Source organism: Streptomyces sp. ADI95-17 (genome assembly GCF_003846175.1).
Taxonomy (GTDB): domain Bacteria; phylum Actinomycetota; class Actinomycetes; order Streptomycetales; family Streptomycetaceae; genus Streptomyces; species Streptomyces sanglieri.
On the sequence record NZ_ML123051.1, the window covers coordinates 128,443 to 153,782 of the forward strand.

General features: G+C 69.2%; 21 protein-coding genes and 6 pseudogenes. 20 read left to right on the plus strand and 7 right to left on the minus strand.

Annotated elements, in window-relative coordinates; translation table 11 throughout:
* The first annotated feature begins 4 nt into the window (after positions 1-4).
* The 12 genes from EES42_RS35275 to EES42_RS35330 all read left to right on the plus strand — a co-directional run bounded on the left by EES42_RS35275 (position 5) and on the right by EES42_RS35330 (position 11,449).
* Complete coding sequence (locus EES42_RS35275) at positions 5-1,036, plus strand: phosphotransferase (RefSeq protein WP_206433759.1); 1,032 nt, start codon at positions 5-7, stop codon at positions 1,034-1,036.
* A 361-nt stretch (positions 1,037-1,397) separates the two neighbouring features.
* A complete protein-coding gene (locus tag EES42_RS35280; protein ID WP_206433761.1) occupies positions 1,398-1,898 on the plus strand; it encodes a dioxygenase family protein in 501 nt (166 codons plus the stop codon).
* A gap of 102 nt (positions 1,899-2,000) precedes the next feature.
* Complete coding sequence (locus EES42_RS35285) at positions 2,001-3,359, plus strand: aspartate aminotransferase family protein (protein ID WP_241196796.1); 1,359 nt, start codon at positions 2,001-2,003, stop codon at positions 3,357-3,359.
* Positions 3,356-4,312: an inositol monophosphatase family protein gene (locus EES42_RS35290; protein WP_241196797.1), complete on the plus strand. Its 957-nt coding sequence runs from the start codon at positions 3,356-3,358 to the stop codon at positions 4,310-4,312. Before EES42_RS35285 ends, EES42_RS35290 begins: the two co-directional genes overlap by 4 nt.
* Positions 4,312-5,232, plus strand: a complete 921-nt coding sequence (locus tag EES42_RS35295) for a diiron oxygenase (RefSeq protein ID WP_241196798.1) — start codon at positions 4,312-4,314, stop codon at positions 5,230-5,232. Before EES42_RS35290 ends, EES42_RS35295 begins: the two co-directional genes overlap by 1 nt.
* On the plus strand, positions 5,219-6,094 hold the full coding sequence (locus tag EES42_RS35300) for a class-II aminoacyl-tRNA synthetase family protein (protein WP_124722345.1): 876 nt from the start codon (positions 5,219-5,221) through the stop codon (positions 6,092-6,094). Before EES42_RS35295 ends, EES42_RS35300 begins: the two co-directional genes overlap by 14 nt.
* Complete coding sequence (locus EES42_RS35305) at positions 6,091-7,140, plus strand: NAD(P)H-dependent flavin oxidoreductase (protein ID WP_164495451.1); 1,050 nt, start codon at positions 6,091-6,093, stop codon at positions 7,138-7,140. The genes EES42_RS35300 and EES42_RS35305 overlap by 4 nt, the downstream gene beginning before the upstream one ends.
* Positions 7,141-7,142: 2 nt before the next feature.
* Positions 7,143-7,376, plus strand: coding sequence for a phosphopantetheine-binding protein (locus tag EES42_RS35310; RefSeq protein ID WP_124722347.1), 234 nt, complete (start codon positions 7,143-7,145; stop codon positions 7,374-7,376).
* 7 nt (positions 7,377-7,383) lie between these two features.
* A complete protein-coding gene (locus EES42_RS35315; protein ID WP_124722348.1) occupies positions 7,384-7,935 on the plus strand; it encodes an MOSC domain-containing protein in 552 nt (183 codons plus the stop codon).
* A gap of 396 nt (positions 7,936-8,331) precedes the next feature.
* The gene (locus tag EES42_RS35320) at positions 8,332-9,705 is read left to right on the plus strand and encodes a hypothetical protein (RefSeq protein ID WP_124722349.1); all 1,374 of its coding nucleotides are present in this window, start codon (positions 8,332-8,334) and stop codon (positions 9,703-9,705) included.
* Positions 9,706-10,080: 375 nt separating this feature from the next.
* On the plus strand, positions 10,081-10,236 hold the full coding sequence (locus EES42_RS46680) for a hypothetical protein (RefSeq protein ID WP_241196799.1): 156 nt from the start codon (positions 10,081-10,083) through the stop codon (positions 10,234-10,236).
* A 337-nt stretch (positions 10,237-10,573) separates the two neighbouring features.
* Positions 10,574-11,449, plus strand: a complete 876-nt coding sequence (locus EES42_RS35330; RefSeq protein WP_124722350.1) for a hypothetical protein — start codon at positions 10,574-10,576, stop codon at positions 11,447-11,449.
* Positions 11,450-11,599: 150 nt separating this feature from the next.
* Here the strand turns inward: EES42_RS35330 and EES42_RS46685 are convergent.
* Both EES42_RS46685 and EES42_RS35335 read right to left on the minus strand, forming a co-directional pair.
* Positions 11,600-11,800: pseudogene (locus EES42_RS46685) on the minus strand (IS5/IS1182 family transposase); the annotation flags it as partial.
* 239 nt (positions 11,801-12,039) lie between these two features.
* Entirely contained in the window at positions 12,040-12,651 is a 612-nt protein-coding gene (locus EES42_RS35335) for a TetR/AcrR family transcriptional regulator (protein WP_124722351.1), read from the minus strand.
* 116 nt (positions 12,652-12,767) lie between these two features.
* On the opposite strand from EES42_RS35335, the pseudogene EES42_RS35340 reads away from it, so the two are divergent.
* From EES42_RS35340 to EES42_RS35360, 5 genes and pseudogenes are all read left to right on the plus strand, one after another.
* Positions 12,768-14,243, plus strand: a pseudogene (locus EES42_RS35340) (carboxylesterase family protein).
* Between the two features lie 201 nt (positions 14,244-14,444).
* Positions 14,445-14,999, plus strand: a complete 555-nt coding sequence (locus EES42_RS35345; RefSeq protein ID WP_124722352.1) for a GNAT family N-acetyltransferase — start codon at positions 14,445-14,447, stop codon at positions 14,997-14,999.
* A 386-nt stretch (positions 15,000-15,385) separates the two neighbouring features.
* A complete protein-coding gene (locus EES42_RS35350) occupies positions 15,386-16,252 on the plus strand; it encodes a hypothetical protein (protein ID WP_124722353.1) in 867 nt (288 codons plus the stop codon).
* A 101-nt stretch (positions 16,253-16,353) separates the two neighbouring features.
* Positions 16,354-16,754 (plus strand): annotated as a pseudogene (locus tag EES42_RS35355) (ATP-binding protein); the annotation flags it as partial.
* 177 nt (positions 16,755-16,931) lie between these two features.
* On the plus strand, positions 16,932-18,125 hold the full coding sequence (locus tag EES42_RS35360; protein ID WP_124722598.1) for a serpin family protein: 1,194 nt from the start codon (positions 16,932-16,934) through the stop codon (positions 18,123-18,125).
* Between the two features lie 62 nt (positions 18,126-18,187).
* Here the strand turns inward: EES42_RS35360 and EES42_RS35365 are convergent.
* A pseudogene (locus EES42_RS35365) lies at positions 18,188-18,996 on the minus strand (transposase family protein).
* Positions 18,997-19,417: 421 nt separating this feature from the next.
* Positions 19,418-20,773 (minus strand): aminotransferase-like domain-containing protein, encoded by a 1,356-nt coding sequence (locus tag EES42_RS35375; protein ID WP_346775438.1) that lies wholly within the window; start codon positions 20,771-20,773, stop codon positions 19,418-19,420.
* 75 nt (positions 20,774-20,848) lie between these two features.
* Here EES42_RS35375 and EES42_RS35380 point away from each other — a divergent pair, with 75 nt between their 5' ends.
* A complete protein-coding gene (locus EES42_RS35380; protein ID WP_124722355.1) occupies positions 20,849-21,472 on the plus strand; it encodes a DJ-1/PfpI family protein in 624 nt (207 codons plus the stop codon).
* A 285-nt stretch (positions 21,473-21,757) separates the two neighbouring features.
* Here EES42_RS35380 and EES42_RS35385 read toward each other — a convergent pair whose 3' ends face one another.
* Entirely contained in the window at positions 21,758-22,348 is a 591-nt protein-coding gene (locus EES42_RS35385; RefSeq protein ID WP_124722356.1) for a hypothetical protein, read from the minus strand.
* Between the two features lie 59 nt (positions 22,349-22,407).
* On the opposite strand from EES42_RS35385, the gene EES42_RS35390 reads away from it, so the two are divergent.
* On the plus strand, positions 22,408-23,127 hold the full coding sequence (locus tag EES42_RS35390; protein ID WP_124722357.1) for a hypothetical protein: 720 nt from the start codon (positions 22,408-22,410) through the stop codon (positions 23,125-23,127).
* A 29-nt stretch (positions 23,128-23,156) separates the two neighbouring features.
* On the opposite strand, the pseudogene EES42_RS35395 reads toward EES42_RS35390, so the two are convergent.
* Positions 23,157-23,640 (minus strand): annotated as a pseudogene (locus tag EES42_RS35395) (transposase).
* A 167-nt stretch (positions 23,641-23,807) separates the two neighbouring features.
* Positions 23,808-24,257: a hypothetical protein gene (locus EES42_RS35400; RefSeq protein WP_124722358.1), complete on the minus strand. Its 450-nt coding sequence runs from the start codon at positions 24,255-24,257 to the stop codon at positions 23,808-23,810.
* Between the two features lie 815 nt (positions 24,258-25,072).
* On the opposite strand from EES42_RS35400, the pseudogene EES42_RS46690 reads away from it, so the two are divergent.
* Positions 25,073-25,174 (plus strand): annotated as a pseudogene (locus EES42_RS46690) (transposase family protein); the annotation flags it as partial.
* Positions 25,175-25,340 lie beyond the last annotated feature (166 nt).

Genomic DNA, 25,340 nt, shown 5'->3' on the forward strand with positions numbered 1-25,340 from the left:
CGGTGTGACGAGCCCCGACCGGGCCGGCCTCCTCGACCCGGCCACCCACACCTGGCTGACCCGGCACGCCCTGCCCGGGGCCCGGCTGCACGAGGTGGATCCGCTGCCCGGCGGGTTCACCAACGACATGGCCCTGCTCACGGCCCAGCCCGCCGATGCGCCGGGCCCGGAGCGCTACGTACTGCGCCGCTACCGGCCGAGCGACAGCCGAGTCCCGCGCAACACCTGTGCGGTGGAGGTCGCCGTCCTCGGCCGGGCGGCGGCCCGCACCGTCCCGGTGACCGCGGTGGTCGCCTCCGATCCGCACGGCCGGGCCACCGGCCGCCCCACCCTGCTCTACCGGTTCGTGGACGGGACCCCGCTCAGCCAGGTGCTCGCGGACGGACCGGTGAGCGGCGAAGCGCGGGGCCTGGGGCGGGCCGTCGGCGCGGTACTGGCACGGATCGGCCGGGTCAGACTGCCCCACCCGGGTGCCTTCGGCGATGCATCGCTGGTCCCGGCCCCGGAGGAAGCGGTGCCGCTGGGAGACCTGCCGGGCTTCGTCGACCGTTGTCTGGCCACCGCGGCCGCGGACGGTCCGCTGAGCGGCACGGACGCGGCCGCACTACGCGCGCTGGCCCGCCAGGGGCCCCGGGCACTGGCCGCCGTGTCCGGTGAACGAAGCCTGGTGCACTGCGACTTCAACCCGAAGAACGTCCTGGTCGAACGGCGCGCCGGGCAGTGGGCGGTGGCCGCCGTGCTCGACTGGGAGCTCGCCTTCAGCGGCTCCCCGCTCTTCGACGTCGGGAACATGCTGCGCTTCGCCCACGAGTACCCGCCCGCCTTCACCACGGGCTTCCTCCAGGGATTCCGGGGCGGGAACGGCCGACTGCCCGGGGACTGGCGACAGCTCAGCCGGACGCTGGACCTCTTCGCCCTCGCGGACATCCTCACCGCACCGCCCGACCCGGCCTACTTCGCCCGCGCTCGCACCGCCTTGCACAAAGCCGCTGCCCACCGGCTGACGCAAGCCGCTACTGACGCAAGCCGCTACTGAGGGAATCCGGTACTGGCGCAAGCCGGCATCAGTCGCAGCCGGGTCCGAGCACAGCCGGGTCCGACCACAGCCGGGTCCGACCACAGCCGGGTCCGACCATGGCCGAGCGCGCGCCACATCCGTACGTCCTACCTTTCCCAGCTTTCCCATGCGTCTCGTGCCCCGCTCCATTCCCGAAAGGCAACTGCTGTCCGCGCCGATCGCGCAGACCTTGGCGATAAGCGTCGTGTTAATGGCGGAGAGGTGACACGCGGCCTTCTTCTCAACGTCGGACACGTCGGTTAGTCTGCCTGGATCGAACCCGGAATACCCTTGATCAGGGGAGAATTCTGCAATGGAGAGCGGAAGTCCGAAAGATGCCGTGAAGACGCTCACGCCGACCGTTCGCTGCAACGGGACGCCGCCCACCCCCGCCCTGCGCGAAGGGCCGTACTACAAGCCCGACACCCCCTTGAGGACCAGCTTCCGGGGCGATGTCGACGGGGGCATCCCACTGCTGTTGCACGGCGCCGTCCGCACTCTTGACGGTAAGCCGATCGGCGGTACGCTGCTCGACTTCTGGCAGGTCGGGGACGCCGGAGTCTACGACGGCGACGGCTTCGGGCTGCGTGGCCACCAGTTCGCGGACGCCGAGGGGCAGTGGCGGCTGGAGACGGTGCTGCCCGCCGTGTACCCGGGACGGACGCGGCACGTCCATGTGAAGGTGCAGCCGCCCGGCGGGGCCGTATTGACCACGATGCTTTACTTTCCCGGCGAACGCCGAAACCACCTGGACAAGTATTTTCGGCCAGAATGCCTGATGGATGTGCGTGAGACGCCCGAAGGCTGGGATGCCGCGTTCACCTTCGTTCTGGACGTATGAATTCTGGTACCCGAATTCCGGAGGGAACCCGTAATTTCGCCGCCCGGAGATATCGGTATCCGTCGTCCGTGATTCCGCGGGACGGAAGTCGACAGGAGACACATGGCCGACCTCATGCGCGCCCAGCACGATTCGCAGAAAGATGTCCGGAGCGCCGCGCGGAGCGGTGACCGGAGCGACGTCCGCGGTGATGCCCTGAGCTACGCACAGAACCACCTGTACTACCCGGTCAGCGCATTCGAGATGGACCACGGCGAGGGCGTCCACCTGTACGACAACGACGGCAATGAGTACCTCGACTGCGCGTCCGGCACCTTCAACCTGAGCCTCGGATACGGCCACCCCGAAGTGGTCAAGGCCATGCGTGATCAAACCGAACGGCTGGTGCACACCACCTCGACCTTCCAGACCGCCCCCGTCAACGAACTGGTCCGGCGTCTGGTCGAGGTCACCCCGCCGAACCTGACCAAGGTGCACCTCAAGGTGTCGGGCGGCTCCACCGCCAACGAGGGCGCGGTCAAGATGGCGCAGGTCGCCACGGGCCGCCGCGACGTCATCACCCTGTTCCGCAGTCATCACGGCCAGACCATGATGACGACCACCATGTCGGGCGAGTCCTTTCGCAAGGCACCGTTCCCGCACCTCATGCCCGGTGTGCTCCAGGTCCCCGACCCCTACTGCCTGCGCTGCTTCTACCGCCAGGCCGGCCCCGACAGCTGCGGCATGCTCTGCGTCGAACGCATCCACGACTTCCTGGACCACGCCAGCTCCGGCAGTGTCGCCTGCGTGGTCGTCGAACCGGTCTCCGGCAGCGGCGGCAACATCGTGCCGCCCGACGGCTACCTGCCCGCCCTGCGCGCCCTGTGCGACGAACGTGGCATCGTCCTCGTCTTCGACGAGATCCAGACCGGTATCGGCCGGGTCGGCCGGATGTTCGCCGCCGAACACTACGGGGTCCGGCCCGACATCCTGACCACCGCCAAGGGCCTCGGAGGCTCCGGCGCCCAGGTCGCGGCGATCGTTGCCGACGAGCGGATGTCCGGGCTCAGCAACGACCACCACTCCTTCACCTACGGCGGTAACGTCCTCGCCGCTGCCGCCGCGGCAGTGACCCTCGACGTGATCGGGCGCCCCGGTTTCCTGGAGAACGTACGGGAGGTGGGCGCACACATCATGGACCGGCTCCGCGCACTGGCCGCCCTGCACCCCGCCGTCGTGGACGTGCGCGGCCTCGGCCTGATGATCGGGATGGAGATCGGCGACGACGAGGGCCGCCCGCACAGCGAGCGGGCCCAGGCCCTGGCCCGCCGCGGCATGGACCACGGCCTGATCCTGCGTACCTCCCGATACGGCCGAGGCAACGTGATCAAGATCCGCCCACCACTCATCCTCACCCGCGCCGAGGCCGATCTGCTCTGCGACCGGCTCGATGCCCTCTTCGCAGCGGAGGCCGCCGCATGACCCGACCCGAGCACGACAGCCCTCCGGAGGCCGCGGCCATGCGGAATTACGTGACCGGCCTCGCCGGTGCCGTCCGCGAGGCCGTACTGGCCGCTCAGCACTCGTCCGGCAGTCGCCTGGTCCGGGGCCATTCACCGGGCGGGGACGCGCAGTTCGGTCTCGACGAGGTCGCGGAGGCGGCCGTGTGGAAGTACGTCGTCGACCACGACCTGCCCGTAGCCGTCTACTCCGAGGACCGCGGCCTCCAGTACCACGGCGAGGACCCGGCACACCTGCTGGTCGTCGACCCCATCGACGGGACACGGCCCGCCGTCGCCGGCCTGGAGTCGGCGACCGTCTCGGTCGCCGTCGCCCGCATGGCACCGCGGCCCCGCATCGCCGACGTCGAGTACGCGCTGCTGATGGAACTGCGCACGGGCGCCTACCTCTACGGGGACCTGACGGTGCCCGGCATCACCGCGCACGGGTACGACCGTCCCGTCCCGGTGCTGACCCGCACCACCGATCTCGCGCGGATGTTCTGGTCGCTGGAGTTCAACGGCCACCCGGCCCAGCTGATGACCGAGGCCTACGGCCACCTCATCGACCGCTCGGCCAACACCGGCGGCGTCTTCGTCTTCAACAGCGCCACCTGGTCCATCTCCCGGCTGCTCACCGGCCAGCTCGACGCCTACGTGGACATCGGCAACCGGCTGCTGCGCGACGACCAGGCGCTGCTGCCCGAGTTCGAACGCGTCGGCAACGGCCGGGTCCTGCACCTGTTCCCGTACGACATCGCGGCGGCCGTCTTCCTCGCCGAGCGGGCCGGGGCGGTCATCACCGACGGCTACGGACAGCCGCTCGGCGAAACCGTTCTGACCGACCTGAGCATCACCAACCAGCGGTCCTGCGTGGCCGCGTCCACGCCCGAACTCCACCAGGCCCTGCTGTCGGCCGTGCGATGGAGGCAGTGATGCCCATGCCCTCCGTGAACACGCCGTCCACCGGACCGGCCGGCACCACCGCAGGGGACGACACCGAGTTCCGTACTCTGCTCGACCGGCTCTCGGACAAGGCCACCGCGGACTACTACAACCCGTTCACCACCTTCGACTGGCCTCCCACGATCCCCGCCGACGGGCTCTGGATGTCCCCCGAACTGCTCTCCGTCCACGGCACCGGGCTGATGGACGAACTCAGCCCCGCCCAGCTCCAGGCCCTGGGCCGGTGGGAGAGCGTCAACTTCTACAGCCTCAACGTGCACGGCATCCGTGAACTGCTCATCGAAGTCACCCGGCGCATCCACACGACCGGCTTCGAGCTGCCCTCCGAGTTCTTCCACCACTTCATAGGTGAGGAGAACGACCACATGTGGTTCTTCGCCACCTTCTGCCTCAAGTACGCCGACAAGATCTACCCCGACAGAACGGTCAAGCTGCCCGAGGCCCCGCGTGCACAGGACGTCGAGAACTTCCTGGTCTTCGCACGGATCCTGATCTTCGAGCAGATCGTGGACCACTACAACGTCCACCTGGCCGCAGACCAGCGTCTGCACCCGACCGTCCGGCACATCAACCGGCTCCACCACCAGGACGAGTCCCGCCACATCGCGTTCGGCTGCCGGCTGGTGCAACTGCTGTGGGAACGGCTTCTCGACCGGGGCCTGAACGAGGCGGACCGGCTCGACCTGCGCGACTACCTCGGCCGCTACCTCACCACCAGCATGGAGTCCTTCTACAGTCCGGCCGTCTACCGGGACGCCGGCCTCACGGACGGCTTCGCGCTGCGCCGACGGCTGCTCGCCCACCCCGCCCGGCAGGCCGCCCACGCCAAGGTCCTGCACAAGACCACCGACTTCCTGCACCGGATCGGGGTGTTCGATGCCCGTCACTGACCCCACGGCCCCGGGTGACACCGGGACCACCTGGTCGGTCAGGGACGGCCTGGCCACCTTCGACGAACCCGCAGTCCTGCTGAAGGCCGCACTCGACGAGGTGTTCACCCGTTGGGGCGCCGAGGCCGGAGCCCGGCAACAGAGCTACCCACCACTGCTGCGCGCCGACGACCTGCGCACCCTCGACTATTTCCGGAACTTCCCGCACCTGGGCAGCCCGGTCACCCGGATCCGTACCGACCGGCTGGCCGCGCTCGCCGCGGACCGGTCCGGAGCCACCGCACTGCCCGCGGCCGACCTGGCCGACGCCACCCACCTGCTGCCCTCCGCGGCCTGCTACGGCTGTTTCCTGCACCTCACCGGCACCAGCGCGGACGACCCGGTCCTGATCACCACCGTCGCGCAGTGCTTCCGCGGGGAGGACCACCACGAAGGGCTGCGCAGACTCTGGGGGTTCACCATGCGGGAGATCGTGTGCGTCGGTTCCGCCGAGGACGTACGCGCCCATCTCGACCGGCACCAGCAGCGGATCCTCGCCTTCGGCACGGCCCTCGGCCTCACCCTGGACCGGCGGCCCGCCACCGACCCGTTCTTCCAGAAGGACGGGGCCCGCACCGTCATGCAACTGCTCGCCCCGGTCAAGGACGAGTACCTGCACACCGACGGCACCGCCGTCGCCTCCACCAACAACCACCGCAACTTCTTCGGTGAACGCCGAACCATCCGCCACGCGGGCCGCCCGGCCTTCACCGGCTGCGTCGCCTTCGGCCTGGAACGCTGGGTGCATGCCCTCGGCGACCGCTTCGACGGGGACCTGGCCGCCGCACACCGCGCGGTACGGCAGGCTGGGGAGCGCTCGTGACCCGGCTGGCCGCCCTGCTGGGGCTCGAACTGCCGCTGCTGCAAGCCGGCATGGGCGCCGTCGCCGGCCCCGCTCTGTGCGCGGCAGTGTCCCGCGCCGGAGCGGGCGGCACCCTCGCCCTGTACAAGGAACCGCCCGCACGGGCCGCCCGTCTGGTCCGGGAGGCGGCGGCGGCCACCGACCGCCCGTTCGGGGTGAACGTGGTCCCCGAGGTCACCGGCCCGGCCCGCTGCCTGGACCAGCTGCGCGCCGTCCTGCCCGAACTGCCCAGGGGCGGCTTCGTCACCACTTTCGGGCTCCTCGGCAACGCCGATGCGGTACGGGCCGTGCAGGCCGCCGGACACCCGCTGGTGGTCCAGACCGGCACCCTCGCGGACGCCGAGGCCGCTCTCGGTCAGGGCGCGGCCGCTCTGGTCCTCCAAGGCACCGAAGCCGGTGGCCACCTGCTGGGCCAGGACCCCGTGGACCGCCTGCTGGTCACCGTCCGGGCCCGCCACCCCCGGGCGGTACTGGCCGTCGCGGGCGGGATCGCCACCGGGAAGGACCTCGCCGACGCCGTGGCCCGGGGCGCGGACGGCGCCATGGCCGGAACCCTCTTCGTACCCGCCGAAGAATCCACCGCGCACCCCGAGTTCAAGCGGCGAGTGATCGAAGCGGCGGCCGACGACACCCTCATCACCTCCCTCTTCGACATCGGCTGGCCGCACCGCCCGCACCGCGTCCTGCGCAACCCCCTCACCACCACCACGGACCGCGCGCCGGCCACCTTCATAGCCACTACGAGGGTGGACGGCCGAAACCACCCGGTCCCGCGCTACAGCGCGGCGGCACCGGGCGACGCCACCACCGGCCGCATCGAGGAGATGGCCATGTACTGCGGCCGGTCCTGCACCCGCGTCACCGCTCCGCACCCGGCCGCCGTCGTCGTCGCCCGGATCCGGCGGGAGTACGAGGCCGAGCGGCAGACCGCGAAAGGCGCCCCGAACGCCACCACCGCAGCACACACAAGCAGGTCCGAAGAGCCGCACCGGATCCAGGAGAGGTGACCATGGACGATGCGATCAAGCCGGTCGTCGACTGGCTGCGCGAACGCAACCCCACCGTCGAAGAGATCCCGGAGGACCTCGATCTGATCGAGAACCGGCTGATCGACTCGCTCGCCTTCATGGAGTTCATCCTGCTGCTGGAAGACGTGATCGGCCGGGAACTGCACCTCGACCAGATCGACGTGGACCAGTTCCGCACCCTCCGCTCCCTCACGGACCACTTCCTGAAGAGGTGAACCGCCCATGACGCAGGCCTCACCGCCCCCCGGACCCGGCCGGGTCACCTCCCTGCACCTCGCCGCGCACACCGGCGAGCCCACCTTCTGCGTCGCGCAGGCCCAAGCGGTGACCGGCCGCGGCCTCGCAGGTGACCGCAACTACTGGGCGGGTCCGGGCCCCCGGCCCCGGCGCCGGGGGACCGGACGGGCATCCGGAGTCTGCGACGTCACCCTCATCGAGACCGAGACCCTCGACGCCCTGGCCCACGAATACGGCATCACCCTCACCCCCGCCGAATGCCGCCGCAACCTGGTCTGCCGCGACATCAGACTGAACCCACTGGTGGACCAGGAGTTCCAGGTCGGCACCGTGATCCTGCGCGGTCTCGGACTCAGCGAACCCTGCGCCCGCCTCGAACAGTTGGTACGCTCCGGCCTGATCCGCGGCCTGCTGCACCGCGGCGGACTACGGGCGGAGGTGATCCGCGGCGGGACGATCAGGGTGGACGACCGGGTCCACCCGCTGCTGCACGAAGCGTGGCCACACCTGCCACCCGTCCCGGCAGACCATCCCTGAAGGGCCGGCACGGGTACGCCGTGCCGCACCCGGACTCCGCCCACGCCCACCGATCCGAGGCCCCGGGCACCCCAGCCCCGGCCGCCGCCACCGCGCTGCTCGCCATCCCGGCGGACGCCGGCCATCCCACCCCCCTCCCGACGCCGACCTGGTCGCCACCCACCTCTTCGTCTCCGCATCGCCCCCTGACCCGGAGGCGCGTTCGCCGACGGCAGGCGACCGACCGGCCACTTGTCGCACCGGCACGCCCGGTGAATCGTGAAGAAGCCCGCAGTCCGGCGCACACCTCGCCAGGAACGGGCCCCAAGCGTCCACGTCCGTGGCCCCGGACGGTTCGCCCGCGCACCGCGCGGGGAGCGGACCGACCGGCCCGCGGCCCTGCAGGCAGGAAGAAGCATGGCGATCGAAGGCGCCGCCTCCGGGCGGAAGAACAACAACACGGCACCGGACTTCGGCGCGGACACCCCGTCGGTCAAGGCCGTCGAACGCGCGGAGCGGGCTCGCGAGGAACTCGCCGGGACAGGAGCGGCCGTCTCCGTCCGCCTGCTGGAGTGGGGCTTCGCCCTCAGCCTCGACCAGCGGTCGGTCGACCGCCTGGCGCCTCCCGACGGCAGCGGGCCCGTCAGCGGATTCCCCGGCCTCGTTCAGGAAGTGCTCGCCGGAGTCCTGCCCACAGCGCTCGCCGAGACCGCCGGCGCGCGGCTGCCCGGCCGCGTCGAACAGATCCGGCCGACCGCCCGGGGCACTGGATGCGAGCTGCTCTCGCCATGGGCCGCACCCACCCTCCTCGCCCCCATGGCCCGCGACGCGCCGCCGAGCGAAACCGGCCTGTGGTTCAGCGTGTTCGAACCGCACACGGGCTGGGGATCCGACACGCAGTTCACAGCCCGCTACGCCTCCGAAACCCCGGCCCTGGCCGTCTTCCACGAGGACCTGTACTGCGTCTACCAGGGCCGGGGCGACAATCCCGCCCTCTGGTGGACCGCGCACCGCGCGGACGGAAGCTGGTCCGAGGACCGGCCCTTCCCCGCCCACCACACCCTGGGCAGCCCGGCTCTGGCCGTGTTCCAGGACCGGCTGTACTGCGCACACCGGGGCGGCTCGGGTGACTGGGGAATGGCGCTGACCTCGTACGACGGCGACGGCTGGAGCCCGGACCGGCCGGTCCCCGACGCCGGGAGCGTCTACGGCCCGGCGCTCGCCGTTTTCCACGACGCCCTCCATCTCGCCTACGCCGACGCCGCCCAGCGCATCATGGTCACCACCAGCCGGGACGGCCGCACCTGGGACACCCCCGAACCGGTCCCCGGCTGCGCCACCACGAGGTCCCCGGCGCTCGCCGTGTACGACGGTGCCCTGCACATGCTGCACAGCAACCCCAAGGACGGGGCGATCCACTGGACCCGGCTGCGTGACACCACCTGGACCTCCGAGGGCGCACTGCCCGGGCACCGCACCCGGAGCAACATCGGCCTCGCCGTCTTCGACGGCAAGCTGATGTGCGTCCACCGCGACCCCGCCCGCCAGCAGCTGTGGTGGTCCGCCTTCGACGGCACCGGGTGGAGCACGGACACCGAAATACCCGGCCACAGCAGCAAATACGGTGCAGCACTGGCCGTGTACCGGGACCGGACCGGCACCCGCGACCAACTCCTGTCCATCCACCGGGGCCACGCCCAGCGCTTCGTCACCGCGACCGGGGAGGTGCTGATCGACGAGGACCCGGCCGGGCTGCACGAACTCGACGATCCGAGCTCCGTCGCCGACTGAGACCGGCTCCGCGCGGACCCGCAGTCATGCACGGCACACCACACCACCGAGGCGTGCACGGGCGACGCCGTTGCACTGCGCTGCGGCAGCGAGCACCGCGCGGGAGGCCCCGGGACATCGAGTCCGGGGCCTCGCGAGGCCCGGCTCACCGGCCGGTCCCGGACGTCTTCCTGGCCTTCCGATCCGTGGCCCTACAGTGTCCGGGGCTAGGGAAGGGGTGTGGCCTCGTCGGGGATTCGCTGCGCGGCGTACCGGCCCAAGGCGTGGAGCATGGCCTTTTGCCGGGTCGCGGGCAGGAGACGTTCGAGGGGTGACCAGGCCCGGTCGATCGTCCTGCGGGACTCGGCAAGGACGGCATGGGAGGTTTCGCAGCCGGTGAGAAGGCCGACAGCCGCACCCGCGGCGGCCTGGGCCGCGGGCGCGGCCGAACTCCTCCCGGAGCCCGAGATACCGCACAAGACGTCCTCGAACCTCTTCCTGGCGGACGGCACCGTCGTCGGGCGGACGCTGACCCGGTTCGGCGACCGCTGACGGCTTCACCGCAAGCCTGACGGTCTACGTGCCCACCACACGTCCGCGCGACGTCCCGGAGCACCACCTTCGGCACTACGCCGTCGAGTTCAGGAACTGGATCACCGCCGCCACGACGGCCCGTGCCTGAGGCCTTCGGCCGGATGCAGACCGATCCGCCTCGCTCCTGTCCCCGGCAACCCCGGTGGCCCTGCCGAGCAGACGACCGATCCTGCGTCGGGCATCCAACTGCCGTTCATCCAGGGCTCATTGACTGTAGTCGTCCGCCGCTGCTGTAATCCACTCGCCCCCGAAAATCGACGTTCCGCAATGCAGAACAAAGAGAGGGTGGAATCGGATGAAGCTGGGCAGGGTCTCGGCGGTCGTGGCAATCGCGGCCGCGACACTCATCGGGAGTGCGGCGTCTCCCGCAATGGCCGCGACCTGGACACGAACGGCCGACTATCAGCGGTGGACAGGGCTCAATGCGCTTGAGCGCGGGCAGGGTGTGGCGACGGACGGTACGCATTTCTACTATGCCGGGCCCGGCGGGATGGTGAAGGCCACCGTCGCCAACGACTCGGAGGTCGCATCATCGGTGGCCCCGATTCCCTGGGGGCTGAGCGGGACGTACGGCAGCGATCACATCGGGGACGTGGAGTACTACGGCGGCTATGTGATCGCGCCGATCGAGGATGGCGATGGCTACCAGCATCCGCTGCTGGCGCTGTACAACGCGAGTGACCTGAGCTACACGGGTCGCTATGTGCAACTGCCCCTGGCACAGATGCCGGGCGGTGTGCCGTGGGTCGCGGTGGACGCTGCCGCAGGACTGGTCTACACCTCGCCCTGGGATCAGGATGCCGCGAAGGGCACGAACAAACTGGTCGCCTACAGCCTGAATGACCTGCTGAGCCTTCCGGCCGGTTCGACGCTTCCTGTGGTGAGGACCGTGACACTGTCGCAGCCCCTGAGCAGGATCCAGGGCGCCGCGATGTGGCAGGGCAAGCTCTATGCCTCGGTGGACGACTCGGCGAAGTCGGTCTACTCGATCGATGTCAGCACCGGTCAGGTTGCCTACGAGTTCCATCAGGACGTCGAGTCCGGAGACGAGGTTCAGGGGATCGCCGCCTGGGACTTCGGTCCGTCGGGCGGTCAGCTGCACATCGTCAATGTGGGATCGGGCTGGAAGTCGATCTTCCTCTATCTGCAGCACTACACCATGACCGGCTGAATCGGCACAGCATCGGGCATTCATCGACGAGCGAGATCGAGCAGGACGGCGTCCTGTATCCGGCATCCGCGGACGAGTCGGCCGTCCTGCCGGCCACCAGGCCGGCCGGCTCGGTGCTGTGTCGGTCCTGGAGCCGCTGTGAGGCACCACGTGCTGGACGAGCCGTTCGTTGTCACGGGCACATGGTGGCGAGCGTGCATCATCCAGGGCGGCGCCCTCTCGACGACACAGCAGTCAGGCAGAGCGGTGAAGCCGGAGGCGTCCTTGGGGCGGCTCCGGCTCGCTCGCGAGGTCAAGGTGTCGTTCGGCCCAGGTCACGGGCTTGCCCGCGTACGCCGAGTGGGCCGGGACCGGTGCTGTGTGGCGGACCTCGCTGCCCATGCCTGCATCCATGATTCGGTCACGGAGCAGTTGCATGACCGGCCGGACAAGTCCTGGACGAGCAGTGGTCTGCTGCCGGAACTGGACGGGGCCGAACGTGCTGATGGCTGTCGTCGGGGTTGGGGCTTGCCGAGGCCGGCGCCGCCGGCGGCCGGCAGGTGTGCTCACCCGTGGACCGTGGGCTTTTGTGCCTGCGCGCAGGGAGCAGGTCACGCACTCCGATCGTTCCCGCTGAACAACCTGTCCAGATGCAAATCGATCGCGACGAGCGCGTCCTGCGGCCGGATCACGCCCAGTTCGATCAGGGGGGTGAAGCCGGTGAGGGCGAGCAGCAGGTTGGTCTCGGTCGCCGGGTCGCGGTCGGAGCCGATGTGTCCGTCCGCGATCGCATGGCGGACCAACTGCTCGGCCAGGGCCCGTCCTTGGGCGAGGCCGCGGCGCGCCTGCTCGTGGACGGCCTCGTCGTGCAGCGCCTCCAGGACGTAGGCGGCACTCATCCGGCTGGTCGCGCGGGCGTCGGCATGCAGGGGGAGCATTTCCGCGAGCGTCAGTCGCAGCACGTCGCGAGGGTGCGGACGGTCGCCGAGCTTCTTGAGTCCCCGCTCGACGCGCAGCGACGTCTGCTCGGACGCGAAGTCCATGGCGAAGGAGAGCATGGCGGCCCGGGAAGCGAAATAGTGCTGCAGCTGCCCGAGGGAGATGCCCGCCTCCTGCGCCACCACACGCATCGTCAGGTGCGCGACGCCGCGCTGCTCCACCACCCGCCACAGCGCGCGGGCGATCGCCTCGCGGCGTCCGCGGTGATCCACCTGTTTCGGCATCGCCGGACCTTCCCTCGTGTTCTGCCGTGCCCCGAAATCTTTCCAATACGGTTGACATAATACATGTGACCTATAACCCTGATGTCATGCCTGGACAACTGCCTGAAGAGCCAAGGGTGCGTACCACGGAAGGTGTCGTGCGGGGGTGCCGACGGCAGGGACACGTGGTGTTCCGCGGAATTCCCTACGCCCGGCCCCCGGTGGGAGCGTTCCGCTTCGCCGCGCCGGCCCCGCCGCAGCGCTGGGAGGGTACGAGGCACGCGGCGGAGTTCGGCGCCGTGGTGCCGCTGTCGCTGCCGGTCGACACGGGTCCGCCGCAGGGCACGGACTGGCTGACGCTGAACGTCGGCACTCCGGATCCCGGCGCGGCAGGACTGCCGGTGCTGGTGTGGATTCCCGTGGGCGGCTACATCTCGGCGTTGTCGAGCGACCCGATGTACGACCCGGCAGCGCTGGCCGGGGCGGGACTCGTCGTGGTGACCATCAACTGACGCGTGGGCGCGGAGGGGTTCGCGTTCCTCGACGACGCGCCGCCCAACCGCGGATTCCTCGACCAGATCGCGGCGCTGGAGTGGGTGCAGCGGAACATCGCCGCCTTCGGGGGCGACCCCGACCAGGTCACCGTTGGCGGACAGTCTGCCGGGGCAGGTTCGGTCGCCGCCCTCCTCGCGATGGAGTCGGCGCGCGGCCTGTTCCGCCGGGCGATCGCCCACTCGGTGCCGGGGCTGTACAACACCCCCGCGCTGGCCCGGCAGGTCACCGCCGCGTTCGCGGACCGGCTCGGTGCTGCGGCCCCCACCGCCGCGTCCCTGCGCGACATCGGTCCGTGGCACCTGGCCGCAGAGCTGACCTCCTTCAACGCCGGCCTCCACGCACACCGGGAGAGCTGGGGACGGCTCACGGAGACCGGCACCGCCCTGTGCCCCGTCGTCGACGGAGAGGTCCTCCCCGAAACGCCCTGGCCCGCGCTGGCCGGCGCGCGCGCGAGCGGCACCGAACTGCTCGTCGGCCATACCCGAGACGAATTCCGGCTGTTCAGCGTCATGAGCGGACGACAGGGCACCTTCACCGAGCAGGATGCCTGCGCCGCCCTGGAACTGCTCGCCCCGCAGCCGGGCGGCGCAGAGGCGTACCGTGCAGCGTTTCCGCAGGCCGGCCCGGAGGAGCTGGTGGAGGCGGTGTACTCCGACGCCCTTTTCCGTATGCCGTCACAGAAGCTGGCCGAAGCGAACGCCGCAGCCGGCGGCACCTCGTACCTGTTCGAACTGCGCTGGACCGCGCCGGCACTCGGCGGTGCCCTGGGCGCCTGCCACAGCCTCGACGTCCCACTGGCGTTCGGCACACTGGACAGCCCCATCGGCGCACAACTCATCGGCGGCGAGCCCACCCCCGAGGCTGTTGCGCTCTCCCACGAAATCAAGGAGGCATGGATCCGCTTCGTCACCACTGGCGACGCGGGCTGGGCCGCCTACCGACCCGACCAGCAGCTCACCCGCGTCCTGGATGCGGAGTCGGAGACTCTGCCCTACCCCGAACAGGCCTCCCGCCGGATCTGGGAAGGCTGCTGCCCCGCCCCCTTCGATCTCTCGTAGGGGTGTGGGCTGGGCATGCTTGATCGCTTCGGAGGCGCACGGCAGCCTTCCTGCTGAGCCCGTCGACGAAGCCGCGGCGGCAGACACCCATTGTGCTCAGTGGTTCCCTGAGTTCCTCTGCGGGACGGCGGGGCAGGGAACTGCTGTCGTCGGCGGCCGTCCGAAACTCATGTCCGTCGGGCATGCGATAGCTTGCCCGCCATGACTGAACTGGGATCTGTCGCCTGGCCACCCGCGCCGATCAAGACCGAGCGGCTGGTGCTCCGCGAGCCCGAGGCCAGGGACCGTGCGGCGGCCATCGAACTGCTGGCCTCACCAGAGGTGGGTACCTACCTCGGTGGCCCCCAGCCGCGTGACGAGCTTGAGCGCGCCATGCCCGGCGCACCCAGCCGGCGCCCGGGCCGCTTCATAGTCGATCTCGACGGAGCGATGATCGGCCAGATCACGCTCTACAGAGAGACAGGGCACCTTCGTCAGGCTGCCGGGAGGGCCGAGCTCGGCTACCTGTTCCTGCCCGAGGCATGGGGATGCGGGTACGCCGCCGAGGCGTGCGGCGCGGCACTCGACTGGTTCGCCGACGCGTTTCCCGGCGAGCAGGTGGTACTCGCCACCCAGACCGCCAACGTCCGCTCGATGCGCCTCGCGGCGAAGCTGGGATTCACCGAGGTGGAGCGGTACGAGGCCTACGGCGCCGAGCAGTGGTTCGGCATGTGGTCCCCGGCCACGCCGTCCGATCGAGCTCGTGCGGCCCGGTGAGTTCGCTGCAGGCGGACGTGCAGGCGGCCTTGCCGCCCCACTCGACGCCTCGTGAGGTCCAGAGCTCCCACCGCCGACGGACCCGGAGGCCGGCGACATCCCAGCCCCCTGGACGGGGACCGGCGCAGCGTCAGAAGACCGTCTCGTCGTCAGTCGTCGAGCCGCAATCATTGTGCTTACGGTCAAGGCCGAACACACCGTCCGAACGTAGCCCGAGCGCCGGGCGAGGACACCGAGGCCGTGACCGCGGAACGGCCCGAGGCCTGCTCACCGCCGTCCCGTCGAGCATGGCCGGATCCGTCAGCGGCCTGTTTCCCCGGCCCGCCCTGTGCGGGAGGCTGTGGCGACCACAGTCGGCGGCCCGGCCGGGCAGAACGGAGCATGTGATGGCCAAGGTACGGGAAAACGACGCGGGGAAGCCCGCTCAGCGCACGATGACTCCGTTCGACGACATCTACGATCAGACCGATCCCCGCGCCTTCTACACGGAACTCGGCACGTTCGGCTACAGGACACCGCATCACGCCCAGCGCATCTTCCGCCGCCTGGCAGCACTCCGGCTGCGGGCTCCGGGGGATGCGGTGCTGGACCTGTGCTGTTCGTACGGCATCAACGCAGCCCTGCTCAACCACGACCTGACCCTGGACGACCTGTACGCCCACTACACATCGCCGCGGGCGGCGGCCATGACCACGGAGGAACTGGCCGAGCACGACAGGTCGTTCTTCCGTGCCCGCCGCAGACGGGACGCCGTCCCGGTGATCGGCCTGGACATCGCGCCGAACGCCATCGCCTACGCGCGAGCGGTCGGCCTGCTCGACGACGGATACGCCGAGAATCTGGAGACCGCCCCGCCGACCCGCGACCTGCTGGACGCAGCCCGGAGCATCCGGCTCATCACCATCACGGGTGGTGCCAGCTTCCTGTCCCGAGCCACATTCCAGCCACTCCTGGACAGTGCCCGCACACTGCCGTGGGTCGCCGCCTTTGTCCTGCGTACCGGCTCCTACGAGCCCATCGCCGAGCACTTGGCCGGTCATGGCCTGACCACCGAGACGTACACCGGGCACACCTTCGTCCAACGCCGCTTCACCGGCGCTGCCGAGCAGCAGTACGCCATCGACGCGGTGACCGCCCAGGGGCAGGACCCGGAGGGCAAGGAATCGGCGGGCCATTTCCACACCACGCTCCATCTCGCGCGTCCTGCGGCCGACGCCAACACGCCCTCGCTCGACGAACTCGTCGCCCGGTGAATGCCCCGCTCGTGCGCTGCCCTGCTCTCACCAGCGGGTTCCTGGTCGGTCGAGGTCGGCGTCGGGTCATGTGCCGAGCTTGATCACCACAAGCGCCTCGGCCCCACCCCGGACCACAATGAGCCGAACGCAGAAGCAGTCACAAAGCCCCCGACCGCGAGCCACGCCGACGGCGCCGTGCCACCTACAACCTCTACGGGGAGTACGACACCTGTTCGCCGCCATATCCCAGGCCGTTGCCGCGGAGCGCGGCGCGAATCTCATCTCCCTGGCGATCGGCGACGTGCTCGACACGTGGGTCGGAAACTCCGAGCACAATACTCATGGTGTTTTCGAGACCGCCCGCCGGAAGGCGCCGTGCGTCGTCTTCCTCGACGAACTGGACGCCCTCGGCGCCAAACGCAGCCGAACCCAGCGCAATGGCAGGTGTAACACCGTCATCCAGCTCCTGATCGAACTGGACGGAATCGAGGACGCCGACGACGGAGTAGGGCTGACCGCACTTCACCACCGCCAGATCGAAGATCTTCAGGACGCCCTGTCCGCTCTCCTCGCCGCGGCAACACCACGCGCACAGGGACAGCGAGGTTTTCTCAGTGACCGCGACGTTCAATTCGCTCGCCAGTCGGCACGTCCGGCTCTACTCTCGCGAGGATCCGGGAGCAGCGAAAGGACAAGCATGGCCAGTCACGGCACAGTCGAAGCCATCAACGGACTGACCGCACGGTGGGCCGCGACTCTGCCCCAGAAGGGCACGGTTCTCGCCGCAGCCGGGGTGTGGCCGTTGCTCGGCCTCCTCGCCGACGGAGCCGCAGGTCCCGCCCGGCAGGAACTCTCGGATGTACTCGGCATCCCGGCGGACGGCGCCGCAACGGCAGCCCGAGACCTGCTCTCCACGCTCGGAGCGACGCGTGGCCTGAGCACGGCCCTGGGACTGTGGACCCGTGGCACCCTGCCCGTCGAACCGGCCTGGCTGGACCAACTGCCCGCCGACGTGCACGGGCAGCTCACCGGCGACCCCAACAACGACCAGTTGCACCTTGACGCCTGGGCGGCCAAGTGCACGGACGGGCAGATCGACGCGATGCCGGTCACGGTGAACGATGGGACTCTGCTGGTGCTGGCCAGCGCCCTGACCCTCCGCACCGACTGGATCCGGCCCTTCACCTCAGGCGGTATGGAAGCCGAGGCAGGGCCCTGGCGGAACAGGGACCTGGCCGGCCTGCACCGAACCACCAGTCTCCTGAATCGAGTCGGCATCGCGGACACGGCAACCGGCCCCCTCACCGAACTCCAAGTCATCGGCACCCACGGCATCGACGTCCACCTGTACCTCGGAACACCTGAGGCGACGGCAGGCCAGGTACTGACTGCCGCCGTGGGCACACTCCACAACCGCCGGGCCATGGTCCCAGGCGATCACATCCCCTACGGCACCCCGGGCCCCGGGCTGTCCGTGACTCGCGTCCCCAGTGTCGACGGCGAACCCACGCTCCACGTATCCACCGTGCCGTTCACCATCACAGCCCAGCACGACCTGCTCGACCACCCCGACCTGTTCGGCCTGCGCACGGCGACGGACGCCTCAAGAGGCCACTTTCCCGGCATCAGCGCCAGGCCACTTGCCGTCCAGGCCGCCGCACAGGCGATGACGGCGACGTTCGGCGCACACGGCTTTCGCTCCGCGGCCGTCGCTGCCTTTGGCGCGGTGGCCGGTGGCGTCCCGCGCTACCCCTTCCGGGCCCGCGAGATCAGCGCCTGCTTCGACCGACCGTTCGGGTTCCTTGCCCTGCACCGCACCTCCAGAATCGTCCTCAACGCGGGCTGGGTCACCGACCCCGACACCTTCGAGGAAGCCTCCTGGGACTGGTGAGCGCCCCATCAGAGGCAGGGCCGCGAGGAGCTCGGCCAGGCACTGAGAATTTGCAGCAAAGATCATTTCGAATGGACGTTGAGGACGAGGGCGGCGCGGGCGATCTCGCCGATCCGGCTCGGGCTGAGCGTGATGTGCCTGAGTGCACGCCAGCGTTCCTTCAGTTCGGCGGCGGTCCGCTCGCCAAGTGCACGCAGGTCTCTGATCAGCATGTTCTCGGTGCGGGTATCGGCGTGAAGTGCCCGTTCGGATTTGCCCTTTGGGCGGCGGCCGGGATGCGGATGCCGATGCTCGCACCGAGGTAGCCCTTGTCTGCCGGGGTGGGCAGGCCCTCGGCCGCCGCCTTGTAGAGCGCCGGCAAGGCATGGATGCGGGCAGCAGTGATGTCCGGGGTGGAGCCGGGCTCGACATGGGAGATCCACAGCGGAGTGCCGTCCGGGGCGGCCAGGAATTGGATGTTGCCGCCGAACGCCTTGTGCTTCTGGCCGAACCACAGGTCGTTGCCGTTCTCGCAAACGCCTGCCAGGCGGTCCGATGCGATCAGCGTGCCGTCCAAGAAGGCGTGCGTCATGCCATCGCGCTGGCATCGCTCAAGGACTTCGTGCAGGTCGGGGGCCTGGTCGGCGAGGACATCGATGCCCTCGTGCAGGTAGCGATAGCCGGTGGCCTGGGAGACGCCGGCGTCGCGGGCCAGGCAGTGCACGCAGCCGCGTTCGCGGAACCAGCGGAGCACCAGGACCGCTTGGCGGAACGGTCCAAGTGCCCGGGGGCCTTTCGGAGTCCCGATCTGTCGCCGGTGGGCGACCAGCAGTCGCGAAAGGAATTCCACCGCGTGGCGCGGGACTTCGAGCGTGGCAACATAAGTGACCAACGTGAAGCCTCTGGTTCAGCGGACGATCTTGCGAGAGAGACCTGTCCTACCAGGGGCTTCATGCCTGTCCGCAGTCAGGGCCAGCGCGTCTGGTCTGCACCGGTCCGGCGGTTCAGACCAGTTCGCGAAGATCATTTCGCTGAGAGAACCTCAGTGACCCGGGGCATTCGGACAGTTCCGTACCCGACTTCGCCACTATCGGTCTATCCCAACGACGCGTTCGAAGTACATCGGGCATTCATCGCTCGCCGACGGGCCCTGCGACCTGCGGAGGGGTACCGGACGCCCACCGCCGAGGATTGGGACCAGTTCCTGGGGGCACTTCGAGAGATCCGCCACGAGGTTTCTGCGGTCCTCCAGTGCCGACGGCCTTTCGAGGGCAGACGCCGGTGCGGGCAGCGATCGGCTGATCGAGGGGAGTTCAAGCGTAGGCGTCCTCGACAGCGACTCGTCGCACTGTACGCAGCGTCGACCGGAGGCTGTCCAGATCGGTTGAGCCCAGGGCGAGACGGATCGCCTGCGGTGTGTGGACCGAGATGGTGAATGGCTCGGCCGTGGATACCGAGATGTGCTGACGGGCGAGGGTGGCGGTCAGACGATCGGCGCGTGCGTCGTCGGACAGCGGCAGCCAGGTGAAGTAGGACGAGGGATGGCTGATGAGTGGGAGCCCCGCCAGCTCTTGTCCGGCGAGTGTTTGGCGTGCCTTGGCGTCGTCTCGTTTCTGCGCCTCCAAGTGGTCCACTGTGCCGTCGTCGAGCCAGCGGCAGGCGATCGCGGTGGTGAGGGCCGGGGTGTTCCAGGTGGTCGCCCGAGTCGCGCGTTCGAGCGACGGCACCACAGCGGGCGGGGCGACGACGAAGCCGACCCGCAGGCCGGTGGCGACGCTCTTGGACAGTCCCGAGACGTAGACGGTGATGTCCGGCGCGGTTGCGGCCAGAGGCGGTGGTGGGTTCTCGACCAGGTAGGCGTAGGAGGCGTCTTCGATGAGGAGCGGGCCGTGCTGTCGAGCGATCTTGATCAGGCGGGTCCGATCGGCTGCCGGCATGACCCAGCCCAGAGGGTTGTGCAAGGTGGGCATCGTGTAGATCGCACGCACAGGGCGGGTCGCGCACAGCTCTTCGAGGGCATCGAGATCCGGTCCGTCGGCGGTTGCGGGTATGGGCTCCAGGTCGAGATGGAAGGCGTGCGCGAGCACCTTGAAACCCGGGTAGGTGAGTGCGTCTACCGCGACGACGTCGCCGGCGTTGAGCGCGGCCATGACAGTGATGGCCAGGCCGTGCTGTGCACCGTTGGTGATGAGGATCCGGTCCGCGTCGGTGGTGATTCCCCGACGTTTCAGGTGCCGTGCGATCGAGGCTCTGTCCTGGGGGCGCCCTCGATGGGGTTGGTAGCGCAGCAGCGAGTCGAGATCGCCGGAGGTGGCCACCTCGCGCAGGGCCTGCCGGAGGAGATCGGCCTGTCCGGGCAGCGACGGATAGTTGAAGTTGAGGTCGACCGCGTCGGTGGCGACTGTCTGTTGGTCGATGCCGTGGCCGGCGGGAACCGCGATATCACGCACGAACGTGCCGCGGCCCTGCTCCCGGCTCACCAGACCCATCGCTTCCAGCTCGGCGTACACCCGGGTCGCGGTCACCACGGCGATGCCCTCACGGGCGGCGAGCCCGCGGTGTGTCGGCAGCCGTGTACCAGCGGCGAGCCGTCCGGTCCGAATGTCGGCGGCGAACGCGTCGACCAGTGTTTTGTACCGCGAGGCTGGCATGCACCGGATTGTACGCATGACAATTCTTTGACTGTCCTGTTCGAGGCTCCTTACCGTCAAGACCCACCCCACTCACCCGGAAGGACAGCCGCCGTGCACATCGCCATCCTCACCTTCGAGGGCTACAACGAGCTCGACTCCCTGATCGCGCTCGGTGTGCTCAACCGCATCAAGACCGACGACTGGCGCGTCACCATCGCCACTCCCAGCCCCAAGGTGACGTCGATGAACGGGGTGGTCATCGAGCAGATGTCCACTCTTGAGGAGGCGTGCGCCGCTGACGCCGTGATCGTCGGCAGTGGCATCGCCACCCGCGAGGTCGTCGAAGACCCGGCGATCATGAACATCCTGCGCAACCTGGACCCCTCGCGCCAGCTCATCGCGGCACAGTGCTCCGGCGCGCTAGTGCTGGCCAGGCTCGGTCTGCTCAACGACATCCCAGCCTGCACCGACCTGATCACCAAGCCCTGGGTCGTTGCCGCCGGCGTCGAGGTACTCAACCAGCCCTTCTACGCCAAGGACAACATCGCCACCGCCGGCGGCTGCCTGGCCTCGCACTACCTCGCCGCCTGGATCATCGCCCGCCTTGACGGCAAGGAGGCCGCCGACGGTGCACTGCACTATGTCGCGCCGGTCGGCGAGAAGGAGGAATACATCGAGCGCGCCTGGCGCAACATCACCCCCTACCTGCCCGCTTCCGCACTGGCGCTCGTCTGAACACCAGTCGCAAGCGGCGACCGGCCGGAAAGCTTCCTCGGCAGCCTGGCCGGTCGTTCGCGGCCCCGACACCTACCGGACCCTTGGACAGGGAGGTCTCGAAGCGATGAACGACGCGGGGAAGGACGTGGCGTACGGCAGTGCACAACCGGCGCCGAGCGACCACCGACCGGACATGAATCAGGAATGCGCCGCCGCAACCGGAGTTGTTGCTGACGACCATGGCGAACCGACGGTCCTGCGCCCCGGCCCACAGCGCGGCCTTGCCCAGCCGGGAATGACCGGTCACGGCCACCTTGGTGTGGTCCACCTCGGGGACGCGTCTCCAAGTGGTCCAGGGCACGGGAGAGGCCCGGCCCAGGCGCCCAGGGCGCCCAACGAATGGGACGCGGCCCGTCCGTCGCCCTGCTCGCCGCCGTCCCCGGCCGGGAACAGCCGGTGGATGCCGTTGCCGAACCCGGCGTCGTGATCCGGGGCGAGGTCGCCGCAGTAGACGGTGGCCAGCCCGTACCCCCGGGCGCTCACGGTCCGCACCGGCCATCGGGTCCGCTCCGCACCCCGGCCCGCCGCCGCCCGGTGGTTGGGGATGTACAGCAACAGTGTCATCCGGTGCCGGCCGGTGGCCGTCTGGAATGCGCAGACGACTTCGCTGCGGGTGGCGGCGCCGTCCAGGGCCCGGACATCGGTCGCCATCTCGGCGTACTCGACGTCCGGGAGCAGGCTGGGCGTCCGTCCGTACATGTGCTCCGCGAAGAGTCCGAGAAGCTCGGGGCGTCGGGTGCGCCACCAGTCGGCCGTCCGGGTGGCCGGGGCGCCGTTGCCCCGGACCACAGGATCGGGCAACTCGTACGACGGGACGTACGACGGGTCGTGCAACGGCGTTCATGGATGCGGAGTCGTCCCCGGCGGCCTCAGGGCGGTTAAATGCTCAGGTGGTGAACTGGGCACTGATGTACGACTGCTACGGGGACGTCGATCGCGTTCCCGAGCTCCTGGCGCGGGCAGAGCGCGAGGACGGAGCAGAGGTGTGGGATGAGCTGGGTTACCGGTTGATCCTTGAGTACGACCTGGTGTTCCCCGCCAGCTTTGCCGCACTGCCGTGTCTGGTGCATCTGGCATCGCGGAGCGCGCGGGCGCGCGTGCTGGCTGGGGCGATCGTCCGGTGCGCGGCAGGGGGCCATGGCTGCGACGATCTGCTGGCGGGCTGTGCCGATGTGCTCGCGGAGTTTCGTTCGCTGCTGGATCGGCACCTGCGGTCACGGCCGGACGACTACCTCGCGTCCTTCCGCGACTTGGTCGCGGTCGAAGGGCACTACCACTGGAGTGCGGTCCTGGGGGACTTCGCGGACGACTTTTACCAAGTCGCCTGCCCTCACTGTGCTGTGGAGGTGACGATCGCCATCGGCGGATACGGACGCTATTCAGCGATCCGGGACTGGAACCTGGGCGACGTGGACCGACGTGACCTGAGGCCGGCGTCCTCCGACGGGCTCTCCGGCTTCGGTCGTCGGATGTACGAGACCGCAGCCCGTGATGGGGAAGTTGTGCTCGCCGACGGAATCGCCCATCTCTTCGGCCGGGCGGAATGCCCACGCTGTGCCAGCGTCTTCAACATCGCGGATGAGTACGCGTCTTCCAATCGTCCACTCATGTGAGCGGTGTATTGGGAGCGAGCGGCTCTGTCTCAGGTGCAGAGCCACAGCCGGATCGAGGCGATCGTGACCGTGCCGGGGAATACGTAGAATACGTAGGCCCGTTTGTCGGAGCGGGTTACGGCCGCGCGGAGGTTCTTGAGCCGGTTGATCGTTCGTTCCACTTCATTGCGACGCCCGTAGACATCTCTGTTGAACCCGGTCGGACGGCCACCCCTGCTGCCGCGGCCTTGGCAGTCAGCCCGTTGGCCTCGGGGTTGCGGAATGGGGTGCTTGATCTGGCGTCGCCGCAGGTAACGACGGTTGCGTCGCGACGAATAGGATTTGTCGTGCGTGACGACGAGGGCGAGTGGGCGACGCCCGCCCTCACCAGACCGTCTGTCACTTCCCGAAGCGGGATGGCAGGTCCCGCCACGGCAGGCCGGTCCGCTGCCGGAACAGGATCCCGTTGATCACCCGGCGGTGACACTGCCACCGCCCGCCCCGGCCCACACTCCTCGGGAGATGCGGCTCCAACCGAGCCCATTCGTCATCAGAGAGAGCAGCCCGGCGAGATCGTGAAGAGCTTCTCGCATCGTGCTTCGGTCATCGCCTCGGCCGCCGAGGGCATGGGACGCCCCGCGCCACGGAGTTCCACGTGCTGCACCGCCCTGGTAGCAGCCGCACCCCGTGGTGTGCGGCTGCTACCAGGCGATGTTGCCGCAGTAGGGAGTGGTCTGGCCAAGGGTCTGGTTCACGATGCAGACCCGCGCTCCGGCCCCGCGGCCGTTCCAATGGAAGCCGGTGGACCGCTTGTTGAGCTGGGCCTCGTAGACCTTGGAGATCTGCTTGTAGTGAGGGTAGGTGTCCGCGCGCTCCAGCCACATGGCGCACCGGGCTCCCCACGATTGGACCAGGGCCTGCACATACCCGTCGGAGGTCCGACGGTTCAGCCAGCCCTTGCAGGAGCCGGAGGTGATGTCCTTGCCGGGGATGTACACGACGGACTGGGCCCCCACCCCCTCCTCGCTGTACGTGCCGGCCGGTGCCGGTGCGGCCCCCGCCGTGGCTGTCGAGGCCAGCAGCGAGCTGACGCCCAGGACCGTGGTCACGGTGAAGAGACCGATTCGTGTGCGAGCGGTCGTGTTGTGCATGGGGATTCCTCCTCCCGGTGGTCGGGGCGGTGCAGGACGGGTAGCCCTGTCCGCTGTGCTTCCCCGAGCGTGCGGGCCGGGTCGGTCTCCCTGCCACCGAGGCCGGTACACCTGGGACATTGTGGGACTCCCACACCGGTGACCTGCTAGGACGATCGAGGGGACGACATAGCTGTGGGACGACGCGGAACGCTGTGCGCGGCCGGAGCCGGTGACGCCCACGCGGCGTCCGCGATCACGTTCACGCCGTTTCATGCCGTCGTCGAGCAGCGACCGGAAGGCAACTGTTGAGCAGGGCGCTCCGCGTAGGGTTGGACGTGTGATCGTCCGGTGTGACGGTGTGACGGTGTGACGGTTCTCGGGTGGCTGGGTCGTGATGCTCGGTGTTTGTCGGCCTGCTTGGTCTTCTGGTGAGGGGCGTATACGGGTGAGGTACGCGACCGGGGATCGTCGGTGGTGGTAGTGGGGCGGGGGAGCAGGGTGGCTTGGTCTGCTTTCGGCGACAACGGTTGTCGATGAGTTTCGGCTCGGGCTCAACTTCTGTGGAGCAGCGACGATCCGTAACTGTTGATCTCCGGAGTCGCTCTCCTCGATAGTCCAGAAGTGTCCATGGCTGCTGTGTCGTGCCCGAGAGCCCAGAGCCCAGAGCCCAGAGCCCAGAGCCCAGAGCCCAGAGCCCAGAGCCCAGAGCCGTGAACGAAGAGCTGCTCCGGCTGGAAGAGCTTCTGTTCCCGTCGGACCCTGAAGGGTCGGTGGTGTCGGCGGAGGACAATGCCGGGACGATTTGGATTGGCGTCACACATACGTCGGCCGGTGCTGAGTGTCCGGGCTGCGGAAGGTGGTCGAACCGCGTTCATGGGTCCTACCTGCGATTCCCCGCTGATCTACCCAGCGCAGGAAGGCGGGTAGTTCTGCGCCAGCAGAGGCAGAACCGCCCGCTCAGCTACGCGTACGCCTCCTGCGCCTTGCGGACATCCTCGGTGTCTCCGTCAGCCGCAGCGCGGTACTTCGACTGGTCTTCCGGGACGCAGCGCCGGAAGGCCGGCCGCCGTCGCCCAAGACCGCTGCCGGGTGGAACCTGAC